Source organism: Amycolatopsis acididurans (genome assembly GCF_012328925.1).
Taxonomy (GTDB): domain Bacteria; phylum Actinomycetota; class Actinomycetes; order Mycobacteriales; family Pseudonocardiaceae; genus Amycolatopsis_E; species Amycolatopsis_E acididurans.
Genome location: NZ_JAAXLS010000001.1, coordinates 329,895 through 346,612, shown reverse-complemented (window position 1 = coordinate 346,612; position 16,718 = coordinate 329,895). Strand labels below are relative to the sequence as shown.

17 protein-coding genes are annotated in these 16,718 nt (G+C 69.3%); 2 read left to right on the top strand and 15 right to left on the bottom strand.

The window, feature by feature from the left end:
- Positions 1-9 precede the first annotated feature (9 nt).
- The 12 genes from HFP15_RS01750 to HFP15_RS01695 all read right to left on the bottom strand — a co-directional run bounded on the left by HFP15_RS01750 (position 10) and on the right by HFP15_RS01695 (position 12,713).
- On the bottom strand, positions 10-870 hold the full coding sequence (locus tag HFP15_RS01750) for a mycofactocin-coupled SDR family oxidoreductase (protein WP_168510627.1): 861 nt from the start codon (positions 868-870) through the stop codon (positions 10-12).
- 10 nt (positions 871-880) lie between these two features.
- Positions 881-2,338, bottom strand: a complete 1,458-nt coding sequence (locus tag HFP15_RS01745) for an aldehyde dehydrogenase family protein (RefSeq protein ID WP_168510625.1) — start codon at positions 2,336-2,338, stop codon at positions 881-883.
- Between the two features lie 26 nt (positions 2,339-2,364).
- Positions 2,365-2,568 (bottom strand): NAD(P)-binding domain-containing protein, encoded by a 204-nt coding sequence (locus HFP15_RS43765; protein ID WP_168511255.1) that lies wholly within the window; start codon positions 2,566-2,568, stop codon positions 2,365-2,367.
- A 13-nt stretch (positions 2,569-2,581) separates the two neighbouring features.
- A complete protein-coding gene (locus HFP15_RS01735; protein WP_168510623.1) occupies positions 2,582-3,709 on the bottom strand; it encodes an amidohydrolase family protein in 1,128 nt (375 codons plus the stop codon).
- Between the two features lie 29 nt (positions 3,710-3,738).
- On the bottom strand, positions 3,739-4,971 hold the full coding sequence (locus tag HFP15_RS01730; RefSeq protein WP_168510621.1) for a CaiB/BaiF CoA transferase family protein: 1,233 nt from the start codon (positions 4,969-4,971) through the stop codon (positions 3,739-3,741).
- A gap of 80 nt (positions 4,972-5,051) precedes the next feature.
- Positions 5,052-6,554, bottom strand: coding sequence for a class I adenylate-forming enzyme family protein (locus HFP15_RS01725; protein WP_168510619.1), 1,503 nt, complete (start codon positions 6,552-6,554; stop codon positions 5,052-5,054).
- Positions 6,551-7,780, bottom strand: a complete 1,230-nt coding sequence (locus HFP15_RS01720; RefSeq protein WP_210716603.1) for an acyl-CoA dehydrogenase family protein — start codon at positions 7,778-7,780, stop codon at positions 6,551-6,553. The genes HFP15_RS01725 and HFP15_RS01720 overlap by 4 nt, the downstream gene beginning before the upstream one ends.
- A gap of 11 nt (positions 7,781-7,791) precedes the next feature.
- On the bottom strand, positions 7,792-8,898 hold the full coding sequence (locus HFP15_RS01715; protein WP_168510617.1) for an acyl-CoA dehydrogenase family protein: 1,107 nt from the start codon (positions 8,896-8,898) through the stop codon (positions 7,792-7,794).
- Entirely contained in the window at positions 8,888-9,823 is a 936-nt protein-coding gene (locus HFP15_RS01710) for a VOC family protein (RefSeq protein ID WP_168510615.1), read from the bottom strand. The genes HFP15_RS01715 and HFP15_RS01710 overlap by 11 nt, the downstream gene beginning before the upstream one ends.
- 121 nt (positions 9,824-9,944) lie before the next feature.
- Positions 9,945-10,250 (bottom strand): hypothetical protein, encoded by a 306-nt coding sequence (locus HFP15_RS01705; protein WP_168510613.1) that lies wholly within the window; start codon positions 10,248-10,250, stop codon positions 9,945-9,947.
- 25 nt (positions 10,251-10,275) lie between these two features.
- Positions 10,276-11,748, bottom strand: a complete 1,473-nt coding sequence (locus HFP15_RS01700) for an NAD-dependent succinate-semialdehyde dehydrogenase (RefSeq protein ID WP_168510611.1) — start codon at positions 11,746-11,748, stop codon at positions 10,276-10,278.
- A 164-nt stretch (positions 11,749-11,912) separates the two neighbouring features.
- Complete coding sequence (locus HFP15_RS01695) at positions 11,913-12,713, bottom strand: enoyl-CoA hydratase/isomerase family protein (RefSeq protein ID WP_168510609.1); 801 nt, start codon at positions 12,711-12,713, stop codon at positions 11,913-11,915.
- A gap of 154 nt (positions 12,714-12,867) precedes the next feature.
- Between HFP15_RS01695 and HFP15_RS01690 the strand changes: the two genes are divergently transcribed.
- Both HFP15_RS01690 and HFP15_RS43760 read left to right on the top strand, forming a co-directional pair.
- Positions 12,868-13,242: an ArsR/SmtB family transcription factor gene (locus tag HFP15_RS01690; RefSeq protein WP_168510607.1), complete on the top strand. Its 375-nt coding sequence runs from the start codon at positions 12,868-12,870 to the stop codon at positions 13,240-13,242.
- Between the two features lie 154 nt (positions 13,243-13,396).
- Positions 13,397-14,407, top strand: a complete 1,011-nt coding sequence (locus HFP15_RS43760; RefSeq protein WP_168510605.1) for a LacI family DNA-binding transcriptional regulator — start codon at positions 13,397-13,399, stop codon at positions 14,405-14,407.
- Here HFP15_RS43760 and HFP15_RS01680 read toward each other — a convergent pair.
- From HFP15_RS01680 to HFP15_RS01670, 3 genes are read right to left on the bottom strand one after another with little or no spacing between them, the layout of a single operon-like run.
- Positions 14,379-14,585 (bottom strand): ferredoxin, encoded by a 207-nt coding sequence (locus HFP15_RS01680; protein ID WP_168510603.1) that lies wholly within the window; start codon positions 14,583-14,585, stop codon positions 14,379-14,381. The two genes, HFP15_RS43760 and HFP15_RS01680, sit on opposite strands and share 29 nt — an antisense overlap.
- Before the next feature lie 4 nt (positions 14,586-14,589).
- Complete coding sequence (locus HFP15_RS01675) at positions 14,590-15,852, bottom strand: NADH-ubiquinone oxidoreductase-F iron-sulfur binding region domain-containing protein (protein WP_168510601.1); 1,263 nt, start codon at positions 15,850-15,852, stop codon at positions 14,590-14,592.
- Positions 15,849-16,712: an alpha/beta fold hydrolase gene (locus HFP15_RS01670; RefSeq protein ID WP_168510598.1), complete on the bottom strand. Its 864-nt coding sequence runs from the start codon at positions 16,710-16,712 to the stop codon at positions 15,849-15,851. Before HFP15_RS01670 ends, HFP15_RS01675 begins: the two co-directional genes overlap by 4 nt.
- Positions 16,713-16,718 lie beyond the last annotated feature (6 nt).

The window sequence follows — 16,718 nt, the reverse complement described above, 5'->3', positions numbered from 1 at the left end:
GAACCTCCCTCAGGCGTGGAAATCCTGGAACTTCAAATACGATCCGGCGTCGACCCGCAGCTGCATACCGGTCACATAGCGGGCCTCGTCGGAGGCGAGATAGACGACGGCGTTGCTGACGTCGACCGGGTCGATCCACGGCACCGGCATCGCCTGCTGGGCCGGGAACGCCGGCTCCGCGTCCTCCCGTGTCGGGTTCTCCAGATCCGGCCGGAAAGCCTTGTACATTCCCGGGCTCTGCAGCATCGCGGTGTTGCAGTTGGTGGGGTGCACGGCATTGACCCGGATGTTGCGCGGCGCGAGGTTACGGGCCAGTTCGTGCACGAAATCCGACAATGCGCGCTTGGCGTAGGCGTACCCGGCCCCGCCGGGATCCGCGCCCGGCTCCGCGACACCCCCGGTGCCCATGAACACCGCCGCGGACCCGGTCGCGATGAGCGAGGCGCCCTCACCGACCCGCGACATGGCCGCGTGCAGCGTGTTGATCGTCCCGACGAGCATGGTGTCCACACCGTCCGCCCACGCCTGCAGCGCGGGCTCGCCACCCAGCGCCGCGATACCCGCCTGGGACACGACCACGTCCAGCCTGCCCAGTTCCCCGATGCCCCGGTCCATCGCGTCGATGATCTGGCCCCGCTCGCGCACGTCGGCCTCGACGGCGACGATGCGTCTGCCTCTGTCCTCGACCAGTTTGACCGTCTCCTTGAGATCGTCCGGTGTGGACATCGGGTAGCCGACCGTTTCGAAGTCACGGCAGATGTCCACCGCGATGATGTCGGCACCCTCCTCGGCCAGCCGTACCGCGTGGCTGCGGCCCTGGCCGCGGCCCGCACCGGTGATGAAAGCGACCTTGCCTGCTACGCGTCCCATGTTCGACCTCTCACTTGGCTGGGATGGCGATCGTCTTGGTCTCGAGGAATTCTTCGAGGCCCTCGGTGCCCCATTCGCGGCCGAGCCCGCTCTGCTTGTAGCCGCCGAACGGGGCGTCGGTGTCGAACCACGACCCGCCGTTGACGCCGACGGTCCCGGCGCGGAAGCGGCGCGCGATGCCCATCGCGCGCTCGCGGTCGGCGCTGTAGACCGCCGAGGACAGGCCGTAGATCGTGCTGTCGGCGATCCGCACGGCGTCGTCGTCATCGTCGAAGGGCAGCACCACCAGCGCGGGCCCGAAGACCTCGTCCTGCGCGACCGGGGACTTCGGGCCGACGCCGGTGATGAGCGTGGGCTCCACGTAGTAGCCGCGCTCGAACCGCGTCGTGGGCCGCCCGCCGAGCACGATCTGGCCGTCGTTGCGCGCCGACTCGTAGTACCACAGCACCTTGTCGCGCTGCTGTGCGTTGATGACCGGCCCCATGAGGTTGCCCGGATCGGCCGGATCACCCCACGGGATACCGGACATGCCGTCCTTGAGGATCTCCACGGCGTCGTCCACTGTGGACCTCGGCACGAGCAACCTGGTCAGTGTCGCGCAGCCCTGCCCGGCGTGGACGCAGATCTGCATGGCCATGCCGGGCAGGATCGAGGACAGGTCGGCGTCGTCGAGCACCACGGCGGCCGACTTGCCGCCGAGTTCCAGCGTCACCCGCTTCACGGTGCCCGCCGCCGCGGCCATGACCTTGCGCCCGGTGCCGGTGGAGCCGGTGAGCGTGACGGCGTCCACGTCCGGATGCGTCGCCAGCAGCTGGGCGACGCCGTTGTCGCTGGTGGTCACGACGTTGAACACGCCGGGCGGGATGTCGGTGTGCTCGCGGACGATCTCGCCCAGCGCCAGCGCGTTGGCCGGGGTGTCGGGCGCCGGTTTGAGCACCACGGTGCAGCCGGCCGCGAGCGCGGCGCTGGTCTTGCACAGATTGAGATAGAGCGGATAGTTCCACGGCGTGATCGCGCCGACCACGCCGGCGGCCTCGCGGCGCACGATGCGTTCGGTTCGCACGCCGTAGACCTCCTTGTCCGGCAGTGCGTGCTCGAACTCGTAGCCCGCCAGCAGATCGATGTAGTGGTCGAGATACCCGATCGGCCCGTCGAGCTGGATCGCCGCGGTGAGCGCGACCGGGGTGCCCGCCTCGGCGACGATCATCGGACGGAGTTCTTCGGCGTGCTCGCGCAGCGCGTCGCGCAACTGGCGCAGACAGTGCTGCCGGAACGCGGTGTCGGTGGACCAGCTCGTGGTGTCGAACGCGCGCCGGGCGGCGCCGATCGCGCGTTCCATGTCGGCGGCGTCCGCGTCCGGAACCGAGCCGATGGTCTGCTCCGTCGCCGGGTTGACGTTGTCGAAGCTACGGCCGTTGCCCGCGGTCACCAGCTCGCCGTCCACGAGCATGCGCTCACCCAATACCATCTCGGCCTCCGTCTCCCAAGGTGTGTTCAGACTCGTTGCGGCAGCAGCCCGGCCTGCACGGTGTCCATGCCACCGGCGAACAGGGTCAGCTCACCGGCGGCCCCGTGCTCCGGCCCGCCGCTCACCGGCGCGTCCACGACGAGCAGCCCGCGCGCCTCGCCCGCCTCGGCCCCGCCGCGACCTCCCGCCGGCGCACCACCGGGCGGCCCATCCGGCCGGCACCCACGAATCCCGCGCGCATGGTCAGGCCGGGAAGTTGAAGATCCGCCGGGCGTTGCCCTCGACGATGAGCCGGGCCTCGTCGTCGGGGACGTCGGTCATCGCCTCGGCCAGCATCTTCCTCGTATGCGGCCAGTTCGAGTCCGAATGCGGGTAGTCACTCTCGAACAGAATATTGTTCACACCGATGCGATGCCGCAGCTCGAGGCCTGCGTGGTCGGCGATGAAGCAGCCGAAGATGTGGTCGTCGAACAGCTCCGAGGGCCGCTGCTCGGCGTTGATGTCGCACCAGTACCGGTGCCGCTCCCAGGAGTAGTCCGTGCGCTCCAGAAGATAGGGGATCCAGCCGATCCCGCCTTCGGAGAGGACGAACTTGAGGTTGGGGAACTTGTAGAACACCGGCGACATCAGCAGATCCACCGTGGCCTGCATCGAGTTGACGCCGAACAGCGCGATCATGATGAACATGTCGCCGTCGGGCGCCAGCCCCTGCGGCACCCCGCCCGATCCGAAGTGGACCGACAACGGCAGCCCGGCTTCCTCGCACACGCGCAGCAGCGGGTCCCAGTGGTCGGTGTGGTAGGAGGGCAGGCCGAACCGGTGCGGCGCTTCCAGGAAGCTGACCGAGCGCGCGCCCTTGGCGGCCGTCCGCTCGACCTCCTTCACCGAGGCCTCGACGTCCCAGAACGGCACCATGACCAGCGGGATGAGCCGGTCCGGCGCGTAGGCGCACCACTCGTCGAGGATGAAGTCGTTGTAGGCGCGGACGCATTCCGCGGCCAGCGCGCGGTCGGTGCCCTGGTAGAAGGTGCTGCCCGCGAACCCGCCCATGTTCGGGAAGCCGAGTTGCGCCCAGACGCCCTCGGCGTCCATGTCCCTGATGCGCTCGGCGACGTCGTGGCAGCCGGGCCGCATGTCCTGGTAGCTGCGCGGGTCCATGCCGAACTCGCGAGGATGCTTGCCCGCCACCGCGTTGAGCGCGAAGTTGCCGGCGGGTTTGCCCTCGTAGATCCACGTGTCGTTGCCGTCGGGCAACGTCTCGATCCGCGGCGCGTCGTCGGCGTACTTCGACGGCAGCCGGTCCAGCCATACTCGCGGGTGTTCGATCACATGGTCATCGACGGAAATGACCTTGGCGTCCGCTGGCAACATGTCAGTGCCTCCCAACTTTTTGTTCGAGTTCAGGTGACCGCGCCGGAGATCTTGAGGTTGAGCAGCTCCTCGTCGGACAACCCCAGCTCGCGCAGGATGTCGTCGGTGTGCTCGGCGAACTGCGGCGCACGCGTCAGCGAGGCCGGTTCACGGTCGAACTGCACGGGTGTGCCGACCAGCTTGCGCGGCACGCCCTCGGCGTCGGTCAGCGCCGCGATCTGCCCGATCGCGGTGAGCGATTCGTCGTTACCGACTTCCCAGGTGTCCTGGACGACCGACCACTGCCCTTCCATGCCGGCGAAGGCGGCGGTCCATTCGTCCTTGGTGCGACCGGAAATGATGTCCGCGACGATCTCGGCCGCCTCACCCGCGTTGGCCATCAGCGTCTCCGCGGAGTCGAAACGCGGATCGTCGATCAGCTCGGGACGGCCGACGACCCGGCAGAACTCGGGCCAGTACCGGCCGGGCTGGAGCATGTTGAGCACGAGCCACCGGTCGTCCGCGGTCACATAAGTCGAGGTCAGCGGATTGCCCGTGGGGGCGCGCTTTCCCGGCGGAAACTTGGGCAGCGGGCCACCCGCCATCAGCGCGAGGTTGACGTTGAGCTGCGTCGCCCAGGCCCCGACGCCGAGCAACGACACGTCGACCGTGGCGGCGTGCCCGGTCTGCGCGCGGGAGAAGAGCGCCGCGCAGATGCCGCACGCGATCGTCATCCCGCCGATCGAGTCGCCGTAGGCGCCGGTGGGCATCGGGGTCAGCCACTGCGCGCCCGGCGGGGTCGACGAGTCGCCGCTGCCGCCACGGGCCCAGAAGGCCGTCATGTCGTAGCCACCCTTGTCCGCTTCCGGCCCGCTGTGCCCGAAACCGGTGCCCAGTGTGTAGATGATGTCGGGGTTGATCTTGCGGATGTCCTCGACGTCGATGCCGAGTTTCGCCCGCGCGCCGGGCAGGAAGTTCGTCAGGAAGACATCGCTGCGGCGCACCAGTTCGCGCAGCACCCCTTTCGCCTCGTCCTTTTCCAATGCCAGGCCGAGACTGCGCTTTCCCCGGTTGGGACCCTCCATGATGGGCGCGAACGACGATCCCTGCGAGATCACGTCATGGCCGAGCGCCTTGACCAGGCCGCGCTGCGCGTCGCCCTTCTCGGCGTGCTCGATCTTGATGACCTCCGCGCCCCAGTCGGCGAGAACCGCGCCCGCGGAGGGAACGAAGGTGAACTGCGCGACCTCGAGGACCCGCACACCTTGCATCGGCTTGACCATGCGACGAACCTCTCCTCATTGAGAGCCCAGTGGGGATAGTAGATGTAAATCTATCGAACCTCAAGCCGTTCTCAGTTGATCTACCTGGACTTTTGGCCGTGTGCCGCCTGATGCGCGGCGATCAGTTCACGGCGCAGCACCTTGCCCGTCGCCGAGGTCGGCAGCTCGTCGACGAACACGATCTCCTCCGGCGTCTTCGATCCGCGAAGGCGCTCGCGGACCCAGGTGCGCAGCACGTCCGGCTCGGCCGTTTCTCCTTGCCGTAGCACGATGAACGCGCCGATGCGGTGCCCCCACTCGATGTCGGGAATCCCCGCGACGACGCAGTCGAGCACCGCGGGATGCCCGGCGAGGACTTCCTCGATCTCGGCCGGTGCGATGTTCTCGCCGCCCCGGATGATCGTGTCGTCGGCGCGGCCGCGCACGAACAGATAGCCCTCCTCGTCCAGATATCCCTGATCGCGCGTGGGAAACCAGCCGTCCGGCCGGACCTGGGTGCCCTTTTCCACGTACTCACCGGAGACCTGGGGGCCACGCACGACGATCTCCCCGACGACGCCGGGCTCGACCGGTTTCCCGTCCTCGTCGTGCACCTCGATCTCCACCGAGGGCAACGCCCGGCCCACCGAGCCCAGCCTGGCCCGCACGGCGGGATCGGTGGCGGCCAGCGCCTCCCGGTGGTCTTCCGGGCCGAGCACCGCGACCGAGGACGCGGTCTCGGTGAGCCCGTAGGCGTTGACGAATCCCGCCGAGGGCAGCAGGCGCAGCGCGTCCTCGACGATCGCCGCCGAGATCTTCGCCCCTCCGTAGGAGATCGAGCGCAGGCTCGCCGGTCCTCGCGTGCCACGCGATTTCAGTTCACCGACGATGCGGACCAGCATCGTCGGCACCACCATCGCGTGCGTGATGCCCTGCCCGGCAACGAGATCCAGCCAGCCGGGCGCGGTGAACCGGTCCAGGTAGACGATGCGGCGGCCGGCGTAGAGGTTCGACAGGATGTTGGCCACGGCCGCGATGTGGTAGGGCGGCACGCTCACCAGTGTCGCGTCATCCGGTTCGGCCGAGGCGAACTCGACCGAGCCGAACAGGTAGGACGCGAGGTTGCGGTGCCGCAGGACCGCGCTCTTCGGCGCCGCCGTCGTCCCGCTGGTCATGAGCAGCACGGCGACCGAATCCGGATCGACGGTGTGTGCCGCGGCGGATTCACTGTCCGAAGGCGACAGTGCGAGGAACTCGTCCAGCCCGAGCACGGTCCCGCCCGCGACCCGCTCCGGCGTGTCCGTGACGACCAGCGGATTGTCCGAACGCGACAGGATGTCGCCGAGCTGGTCCTCGCTGAGCCGGTAGTTCACCGGCAGGAACGGCACGCCGGCGAACACCGCCGAGAACAGCGCGAGGGGAAAGCCCGGGCCGTTGGGGCCGAGATGGACGAGCCGGTCGGCGCCGGCGGCCTGCACCCGCTCGGCTCCGGCGATCGCCTTGGCGCGCACTGCGGCCGCGGTCAGCCCGTCGCGTTTGTCCCCGATGAGCACCCGTTCCGGCATGCCCTCGGCGACCATGTCGAGAATCATGGCCAGGTTCATCGCGCTCCCCGTGTCCGGCTGATGTCCTTGAACGGCACTCCCCTGTCGGCCGCGTACTCCCGTGGCATCCCGAGCATCCGTTCGCTGATCACGTTGCGGGACATCTCGGTGCTGCCGCCACCGAGGCTCGCGCTCTGCCGCATCAGGTAGCCCACGGCCGCGCGGCCGGTGGTGCCCATCTGCGGGCCCTGGCCGACCGCGGCGTATCCACCGGCGATCCGCATCGCCAGGTCGGCGGACAACTGCGAGGCCTGCGCGTTGAGCAGGCGCAGCAGCGAAGTCGCCGTGGGCGGCAGATGACCCGCCGCGACCCCGTGCGACACCCGCGCCACGAGCTGATCCAGCACCTTCGACGTGGCGAGCCATTCGCCGATCCGCTCCCGCACAAGCGGATCGGCGCCGCTTCCGGTGGCGCGCGCGACCTCGACCGGCGTGGAGTACACCGTCGTCGGGGGCAGGCCGCGGCCGCTGACGTAGGGCGAACCACCGCCGACCGCGTTGCGTTCGTGGTAGAGCTGGCGCGACGCCACCGCCCAGCCGCCGTTGACCTCCCCGACGACGGCCTCCGCCGGAAGCACCACGTTGTCGAAGAACTCCTCGCAGAACTCGGTCGATCCGTTGACCATCCGGATCCGGTTCAGCGTGATGCCCGGCGCCTTCGTCGGCACCAGGAACATCGTCAGCCCCTCGTGCTTGGGCACCTCCGGATCGGTCCGGGCAAGGCACAGCGCGTAGTCCGCGGCGTAGGCCGACGAGCTCCACGTCTTCGCCCCGTTGAGGATCCAGGTGTCGCCGTCGCGTTCGGCCCTGGTGAGCAGCCCGGCGAGGTCGGAGCCGCCGCTGGGCTCGGACAGGAACTGGCACAGGATCTCGTCGCCGCGGATCACCGCGGGCAGGTGCGTGCGCTTCTGGTCCTCGCTGCCCATGTCCAGCAGCGTCGGCGCGCAGATACTGAACGTCGGGATGTTGAGGTTGAGCGGCATCTCATAGCCTGCCGACTCCTCGGTGAACGCCCGCTGGTACTCCGGGCCGAGCCCGAGACCGCCGTACTCCTGCGGGAAACAGATGCCCGCGAAGCCGCCCGCGTAGAGCATGCGCTGCAGTTCCCGTGCCCGCCGCCAGTGCGCTTCGTCGTCGTCGGTGGAGTGCGCGTCCTCGAGCCGCGGCATGGTCGCGGCGAGCCAGGTTCTGGCGCGGCGCCGGAACTCTTCGACGGTTTCGGTCATCGTGGTCTCTTTCAGACTCCGGCCAGTTCGGCCAGCCGCAGGCGGTGGTCCTGCGGCGTCCCGTACAGCGACTGGTTCAGCGTGGCGCGGCGCAGGAACAGGTGCAGATCGTGCTCCCAGGTGACGCCGATGCCGCCGTGGATCTGCACACAGTCCTGGAGAATCCGCACCGAATGGTCACCGACGAACGATTTCGCGACACTGACCAGCTCCGCCGCGTCCGGCGCACGGTCCTGCACGGCGTCGGCGGCCGCGGCGGTGGTCGCGTAACACGCTTCGAGCCAGGTCCGCATGTCGGCGAACCGGTGCTTGAGCGCCTGGTAGGACGCGATGGGACGGCCGAAGCTGTAGCGGTCGAAAGCCCACTGCGTGGTGAACGCGACGACCCGGTCGAGCCCGCCGCAGACCTCGGCACACTGGATCAGCTGCGCGATCTGCGCCTGCCGCCGTAGTACCGCCGCCCCGCGCACGATGTCGTGGGCGCCGACCTGGACTCCGTCGAAACGAACCGCACCGAACCGGCGCGAAAGGTCGAAGCTCCATTGTGGAGTCACTGACACCCCGCCTGCGTCGGCGGGCACCAGGAACTGGGCGACACCGTCCGGCGTCATGGCGCTGACCAGCAGCAGATCGCATTCCCCAATGGACTCGACGCGGTCCTTGTCCCCGTCGAGCCGGAAACCGCCGTCGACGGGTGTGGCGGTCAAGGCCGGTGCGAGCGGTTCCCACGGCCGCCCCGGCTCGTACACCGCCCAGGTGGCCAGCCGCTCCCCCGAGACGAGCGCCGCGATCAGGTCCTCGTGTCCGGTCACCTCGACCAGACCGGCCAGTACCACGTTCACCGGCAGCATCGGGCCGGGCGCGACGCCGGCGCCGAGCACCTCGGCGAGCAGCGTCAGGTCGGAGACCGACCGGCCGGACACGCTGCCGCCGCCCAGTTCCTCGGGCACGAGCAGCGACGTCCAGCCCAGTTCCGCCGCCTGCCGCCACCAGCCCCGGTCGAAGGCAGGCCCGCTGCCCTCCATCCCGCGGATCCGTTCGAGCGGGTATTCCTTGTCCAGGAACTCTCTTGCCGTCGCCTGGAACAGTTTCCGGTCGGACGAGAGCTCAGGCTCCATCACCGTTCTCCCTCGTGTCCGCGGTGCTGAAGTAGATGGGTGCGCCGAAGGTGTCCCGCTCGTCGGTGACGATGGTCCTGGCACTGATGCGCCGGGTGCGAACGTCGTGGCGATCGAGCCAGGACGAGGCCGAGCCGAGGTCGGCGACCTGGAAATGCAGGCTGTAGATCATGTTGCCCCACCGCGCGACGTGTTTACCGAGGTCGGAGGACTCGTCGCGTGGTTCGGCGATGCGGAGCAGGCAGTCGCCGAGGCGGAGCGTGATGTACTCGGCGTCCAGCTCACTGTCCACACCGGACCGCAGTGGTTCGCCCTGCATGATGTCGGCGTAGGTTTTCACGGCCGAGTCGAGGTCTCGCACACCGAGGGTGACCGAGGAGAACCGCTTGATCGTCAGCGGATGCGTGCGCCACAGTTTCGCCAGCGAGGACCAGGTGGCCTCGATACGCGGGTCGCCGGGCATGTCGAATTTCGTCAGCTCGACCATCAGGCCCGCGGTGTCGCGCGGGCTGGGAAAGAAGTACATCGTCTCGGCGTCGGGGTTTTCCAGCCTGCCGCCGCCCGGTTTGGCGACGTAGACGCCCTTCTCGATCAGCCGGTACGCCAGTCCGGGAAGGTCGTCGACCTTGTAGCCCACCGAATGCAGGTGCCGCCCGTACTTCGTGTAGAACTTGCCGACCGGTTTGGTGGCGTTGACGGGCGGCTTCGGCGCCATCACCTCGACGCACAGGTCGCCGATCATGAGCAACGACGCGTAGCGGTCCTCGACGTCGAGGTAGGTCGGTTCGTCCACCCCCAGGTAGACGAAACCGCCGAAGACGTTCTCGTAGAACGCCTGCAGCTCCGGCACGTCGTCGGTCATGTGCACGACGTGGACCATCTGGCCGATCCCGTGATCGCCCGTCTTCCTGACGACCTTCTTCACGCTGTCTCCTCGCGGTGCGCTCGGATTCCGGCCAGGCTCGGGAAAAACGTGCTAGGCGAACGCCCAGCACGTTCGAGGTCAGCCTACGCCCGGCGTTTATACTTGTAAATAATTCGATATTTCAGTCGGACGCGGGCAGCGGTTTCGCCGTTTTCGGCGCCAGCGGAGCTCCGTCGGCCGCCAGCTGTTCGCTACCGCCCTTGACGCACAACAGTTCCAGCCCCAGTTCCTCGTCGGCGTAACGCTTTCCCAGCTGCGCGCCGCCTTGTCCCGGCACAGGTGAGAGCACCGAGACCGCGGTGCTGCCCTGCGGCACCATCTCCCGGCCACCGCAGGTGATCCGCACCTCGCCCGCCGGTGCCCGTACGACGATCACCGACGTGCTGTCGACGAGGCTCACCAGGTTCTGTCCCGCCGTCAATTTCATGGAATCGTTCCTTCCGCGCGGAAATTCAGCGCACCGCGAGCCCGACAAGCTTGACGTCGAGGTATTCCTCGATTCCCTCGGCGCCGCCCTCGCGCCCGGTGCCGCTCACCCCGACGCCGCCGAACGGCGCGGCCGCGGCCGTGGGGTTGATGTCGTTGATGCCGACGATGCCGAACCGCAGCGCCTCGGCGACACGGACCGCGCGGCCGAGATCGTGGGTGTAGACGTAGGAAGCGAGGCCGTACTCGGTGTCGTTGGCCGCCTCGATCACCTCGTCCTCCTCGTCGAACGGGATGAGCGCGGCCACCGGCCCGAAGGTTTCCTCGCGGTAGATGAGCATGTCCGGGGTGACGTCGGCGAGCACGGTCGGCGCGAAGAACCGGCCGTTGCCCAGTTCGCCGCCGGTCACGCGCTCGCCACCCGCCAGTAGCCGGGCGCCCTTGCCGACCGCGTCCTCGACCTGGTCGCCCACCTTCGCCAGCGCGGCGTCGTCGACCAGCGGGCCGATCTGGACGCCGTCCTCGTCACCGGGGCCGACACGCATCCGCTTCACCCTGGCCACCAGCGCGTCGGCGAACGGGCCCATGATCGAGCGGTGCACGTAGATCCGGTTGGGGCAGATGCAGGCCTGGCCGGTGTTGAGGAACTTGACCAGCGCCGCACCCTTGGCGGCGTGCTCGGGATCGGCGTCGGGGAAGACCAGGAACGGCGCGTGCCCGCCCAGTTCCATCGAGATCCGTTTCATCGTCGAAGCGGTCGCGCGGCCGCCGAGCATCTTGCCGACCTCGGTCGAGCCGGTGAAGGTGAGTTTGCGGACCACCGGTGACCCGACCAGCCGGTCCCCCACCGGCTCCGGCCGGTTCGTGGTGACCAGGTTGGCGACGCCCGCGGGCAGGCCGGCCTCGGCGAGGATCTCGAACACCGCGGCGGCACACAGTGGCGTCTGTTCCGCGGGTTTGAGCACGATCGCGCAGCCGGCCGCGATGGCGGGGGCGACCTTGCGGGTGATCATCGAGATCGGGTAGTTCCAGGGCGTGATCGCGGCGACCACACCGGCCGGCTGGCGCATGACGACGAAGCGCTGGTCGGCGCGCGCCGAGGGAATCGTGCTGCCGTAGACACGCTTGGCCTCCTCGGCGAACCATTCGAGGAAGTCGGCGGCGTAGCGGACCTCGTTGCGCGCCGCCTTGAGCGGTTTGCCTTGTTCGCGGGTCATCAACCGGGCCAGTTCCTCGTGGCGTTCGAGCATCAGCGCGTGCGCCTTGCGCAGGACGGCCGCCCGGCCGTACGCCGTCTCGCGGCTCCAGGTGGTGAACGCCTTCGCGGCCGCCTCGATCGCGCGGCCGGTCTCGGCGGCGCCGGCGTCCGCGGCGTGGCCGATCACCGTGCCGCGGCTGGGATCGGTGACCTCGAACGTGCCACCGTCGTCGGCCCCGCACCATGCGCCGTCGATGAAAAGCGTGTCCCCGTTGCCGCGCACTCGCCGCCACCAATCCATATTTTTAAACTTCTCGTATCGTGAGCAGTTTAGGGGGAAACCGGGCAGCACTCAACAGTGCCGGAGACGGAGCTTGGGGCGAAATCGGCGCGGCTCGCGGCTCGCGGCTCGCGGCTCGGCGGCTCGGCAGCTTTCGGCTCGGCCACGAACGCGGCGACCGGGAATCAGCGTCCTTCGAAGCGAGGCGCGCGATGCTGCCGCTTCGCCTGGATGCCTTCGTGCAGGTCGGCCGTCGTCATCGTGATCGGCTGCGCCACGGCCTCCCACTGCAGCGCCGCCTCGAGGCCCGCCGCCGCCTGTTCGAGGCCGGTCTTGGTCAGCCGCAACGCGATCGGCGCGGCCTCGGCCATCCGGGTGGCGACCTCGACGGAGTACTCGACGATGTTTTCATCGGCCACGGCCGTGACCAGGCCCCAGTTCAGCGCCTCCTCCGGCGCCACTTCCCGCCCGGTGTAAAGCATTTCACGCGCCCTGGAGACACCGATCGCCTCGGGCAGCAGCCAGGTGGCGCCAAGCCCACCGTGCGTTCCCAGGTAGATGAACGGCGTGCTGAACCGCGCGTCCGTGCTCGCGTGCCGCAGATCGCAGGCCAGCGCGAGGCACACCCCGGCACCGACGGCGGGCCCGTTCACCGCGGCGATCACCGGGAACGGCAGCGACCGCGGCCGCAGCCAGCTCCGGTAGAACGGCAGCATCCGGTCCCGCAGCCGGTCGGCCGTCAGGTCCTGGGCCGCACCCTGGTCCAGCCACGAGAGATCCGCGCCCGAACAGAACGAGCTGCCTTCACCGGTCACCACCAGCACCCGCGTCTCACGGTCGTCCGCGATCGCGTCGATGGCCTTGTCCCAGGCCGCGGTCATCTCGCCGGTCATCGCGTTGCGCACGCCGGGCCGGTTGAGCGTCAGCAGCCGCACGCCGGCGGCGGGCTCGGTCACCAGCACCGCGTCGCCGGAACCTGCCGCCATCCCGCGCTCCTTTCGCACCAGGTGAAAACGGCAGCATACGCGTCGAACCGGCACACCGCCCGCGTGCGCCGGATCGCATCCCGTATCGACGAAACCGTACGGTAGGTTGATAATTAGCGAAAGGTCGACCTCGGTCGGACAGGAGGGACCTGCCATGCCTCACGAGCCGATCAGCACGGCGGAAGTCTTCAAAGCGTTAGGCGATCCGATCCGCTGGAGCATCGTCCAGCAGATCGCCGACGTGGACGAGCTGGCGTGCAGCACGCTGGAGGACACCCTCCCGGTGTCCAAACCGACGATCTCCTACCACACCAAGATCCTCACCCAGGCCGGGTTGATCGAGGTGCGCAAGCACGGCCGGAACTACTTCTACCGGTTGCGCCGTGAAGCGCTGCGCGGACTCATCGACGATCTGTGGGGCATCGCCCCCTCGCCACGCCTGGTCGGCGAGTCCACGAAGCGCCGCCCGCTCAAGGCGGTGCCGACACCCGAGGACGAGCCCGCCGAGGCCGCGCTGCTCACCTGGTGACCGTCGCGCGAACGAGGCCGAGACGCGATCCGCCATGATCGCCACTCCCTCGTGTCACGACATTCAAAAATGGCCTCTGACCTGTACTAGCGCCCGCTAGTAGTCACTATACTTCCGGTGACCCAGGGCACACAAGAGCAGCGGAAGGACCGGGGTGAAGATCGGGCGGCGGGTGACGGCCGAAGAGGTCGCCAAGGCGGTCGGGGTCTCCCGCGCGACCGTCGGCTTCGTCCTCAACGACACGCCGGGTCAGTCCATCTCCGAGGACACCAGGCGCCGCGTGCTGACCGCCGCGCTCCAGCTCGGTTACCGCCCCAACAGCGCCGCGCAGGCGCTCGCCCGCGGCTACAGCGACATCGTGCTGCTCGTGCTTCCCGACTGGCCCATCGACGACGTGATGCACCATCTGCTGACCGAGATCGCGCTGGCACTGGACGAGGCGGGCTACACGCTCGTGGCCTGGAGCCCGCACGTGAGCGGGGCCGGGCGTCCGCTGTGGGAGCTCATTCCCGCGGACCTGGTGATGGGCATGGCGCCGTTCGACGCGGAACAGGTCGCCGCGCTGCATGCGAACGGGGTCGCGATCTTTCCCGAACCGGACGATCCCGGCCAGTCCGGGCACGGCGGCGGGCGCTTCGCCGCGGGACCGCGCCTGCAGGTCGATCATCTGGCCGATCTGGGGCACCGCCGCATCGCCTACGCTCGCCCGGCCGATCCCCGGCTGGCTTTCCTTGCCGGCGACCGGTTCCGCCTGGTCCACGAGCAGGCCGGACGCCGTGGCCTGCACGTGGTCGACGACCGCGTGACCGATCTCGGCTCGGCGGCCGCGGCCGTGCGGGACTGGCTGAATGCCGGATGCACGGCCGTCGTCGCCTACAACGACTACGTCGCCTCCGTCGTCACCGGGGCCGCGCTGCGCGCGGGGGTCGCGGTGCCCGACGAGCTGTCGATCATCGGTCATGACGACAGCCCGCTCGCCGAGGTGTTCGTGCCGAGCCTGACCACGGTCCGGATCAATCTCAGGGCCATCGCACAGGAGGTCGCGGCGTTCGCGCTGCGCAAGATCGCGGGCGCGCCGGCCGGGCTCGGCGACGGCCCGGCCATCGCCGCCACCCTGGTCCCCCGCGAATCGACCGCTACTCCGGCACGGAACGCAGTTCGATGATCGCGTGCGCCGGGCAGTCCAGCAGCGCACGGCGCACCTTGTCCTCGTCGGCGGGCTCGATCGTGCCGTCCGAAGTCAGCGAGGCGTAACCCCAGTCGTCCAGCGAGAAGATCTCCGGCGCGTGCTCGGCGCAGCGCATGAACCCGTCGCAGAGCGTGCGATCCAGTTTGATCCGCATCTGTTCAGCTCCTCAGCAGCCCGGCCGGCACGCCCGGAACCTCCATCGCGAACGGCACCGCGGCATCGACCCGCCCGTCGGCGGGACAGGCCGCGCACACACCGTCCACATGCGACGCGACCGCGCCGGGGAACTCACGCAGCAGGGAGGCCGCGAGCTGCGCGGCCCCGTCGAGCGTGCCGCAGGCGCCGCGCCGGGGCAGCATCGTCGACCAGCGCCGCAGGCGCGCGACGTCCTCGCCGGTGGCCGTGCGTGCGACCAGCGCCGAGAGCACCGCGCTCATCGCCGCGGTGCCGTTGAAGCACGAGCCGCACTGTCCCGCGTTGGACCGGTCGAAGTAGGCCATCACCGCGGCCGCGACGTGCACCGGGCAGTCTTCCCGGCCCAGTACGGTCACCGCCCCGCAGCCGAGTGCCACGCTGTCGTAGTCCAGTGTCGACTCCTGGCCACGCTCCCCCAGCAGTCCGCCGAAATAGCCGCCCATCAGCAATCCCGCGGGCGCGACGCCTCCCCACGCCTCGAGCACCCGGGCCATCGGGGTGCCGAGCGGCACTTCGTAGAGCCCGGGACTGGACGCGCTGCCGCCGAGTGTCAGCAGGAACGTGCCCGGCGCCGTGTGCGTGCCCTGCGCCCGGTAGCCGTCCACCCCGAGACGGGTCAGCAACGGCAGGTTGGCCAACGTCTCGACGTTGGACACCAGCGTCGGCCGGCCGTCCACACCGGACTCGAACGGGCGCGGCGGTTTGTCGGCCGGCTTCGCCGGCCCGCCGCCCAGATACCGCACCGCGGCGGTTTCCTCGCCCGCGATGTAGGCCGGGTCGACGCGGACCACGCGCAGCTCCACCGGTTGTGCCGCCAGTTCGGCGATCGCGTCGATGACACTGCGCTCGGCATCGGCGTCGGAGAGGTACACGTAGGCGAGGTCGGCGCCGACCGCGACGGCCGCGTGCCGGATCCCGTCCAGCACGAGGTGCGGCCGGGTCCGCAACAGCCACCGGTCCTTCACCGACGCGGGTTCGCCCTCCTCGCCGTTGGCGACGATCACCGGGACACCCTCACCGGCGCGCACCGCGCGCATCTTCCGCCCTGCCGGGAACGACGCGCCGCCACGGCCGCGCAGCCCGGACGCCTCGATCATGTCCAGCAGTGCGGTGGCGCCGGGAAGCTCCGCGTAGCCGCCGGTGTCGCGGTACTCGGCGATCGATTCCCAGCCTCCGGAGTCCCGCATCAGGCGCGGGGTCACGCCGGGCAGCACGCCGACGTTCATGACTCCGCCACGAAATCGAGGATCACCGGCGCCGCCTCGACCCACGGATCGAGCACGGTGCCTTCGCCGCGGGCGGCACGATCCATCGCCCGTTCCCACGCGTCCTCGGCCCACGGCGGCTCGACGAACTTCGAACCCTTGATCAGCGTGTGCACGTCGTAGGAGGTGCGGCGGGGGTGGTCGAGGTCGCCCTCGCCGGAACGGATCACCAGTGTTGGCGCGCTGATCTGCTCGATCAGCCAGTCGTCCACGCCCGGGAAGGTCTGGCCCGGTTTGGGCACGAAAGCGTTGAGCCACCGCAACATCACGGTCAGCAACTCCTCGGCGCCGAGATCGAGGAACCGCTGCTTGTTGCGCGGGTTCGCCTCGATCAGCTCGGCCCATTCCGGCAGGGCCAGCACCGCCTGCATCCCGCCCTGGCGCACCGCGAGGATGCTGGGCAGCACGTAGTAGGAGGCCAGCGACATCGGGCCGTACACGCCGCCGACGATGTGCCACAGGACGAGCTTGTCGACCAGCCCCGGATACAACGCCGCGGTCAGCGCCGAGTCACGCGAGCCGCCGGAGCCGCCCGCGAACACGATCGGTGCCAGATCCAGCGCTTTCACCAGCGCGCCCAACGTTTCGGCGCGCATGTGCGACTCCGACTGCCCCTGGAACCGCACATCGGAACGGCCGCAGTTGGGCCGGTCCCAGATCAGCACCTGCAGCCCGCCCGCGGCCAGTGCCTCCGCGAGCTTGCGCGCGCCGGGATGGTCCTTGCCGAAGCGGCCGCCGTAGGTGAGCACGATCGGTTTCCCGTCGTCGGGACCGAGCAGCTCGTACTCGACGAGACCGCCCTTGATCTCCACCGAGGGCATGTGCCG